This window comes from Cellulomonas biazotea, from assembly GCF_004306155.1.
Lineage (GTDB): Bacteria > Actinomycetota > Actinomycetes > Actinomycetales > Cellulomonadaceae > Cellulomonas > Cellulomonas biazotea.
In genome coordinates, this window is sequence record NZ_BIMR01000515.1 from 1 (window position 1) to 369 (window position 369).

Below are 369 nucleotides of genomic sequence, written 5' to 3' on the forward strand. Positions count from 1 at the left end.
CCCGACCGGTGGCGGTCGTGCGGGCGGCGCCGGCCGTCCCGCCGCCGCCCGTCAGGTCGACGGCGGCTCGTCGAGCACGCTGCGCTACTCGTCGGGCGGTCCGACGCCGTTCACCGCTCCCGCGGACGCGTCCGCCGGTGCCGGTGGCAACGGTCGCCGGGGCCGTCGCGGCGGTCGTGGCCGTGCCGGCCGTCCGGCCGGGGCGCCCTCGGGCGGCTGACAGCCCTACCCGGGACGACGGGCGGCTGACCGCTCCACCCAGCACGACGTCGGGCGGGCCTGCCGCGCGCACGGCCCGCCCGCTCGCGGGGTCACGGCCGCACGGTCCTCGGACCGCGGCGGCCGTGACCTGCCCGCGCGCTCTGGCGG

Annotated in this window: 1 protein-coding gene; it reads left to right on the forward strand. The window is 82.1% G+C overall.

Translation table 11 applies throughout. The features are described from left to right. The coding region (locus CBZ_RS21595; RefSeq protein WP_373862217.1) for a hypothetical protein at window positions 1-220 on the forward strand (220 nt) is incomplete at its 5' end. Window positions 221-369 lie beyond the last annotated feature (149 nt).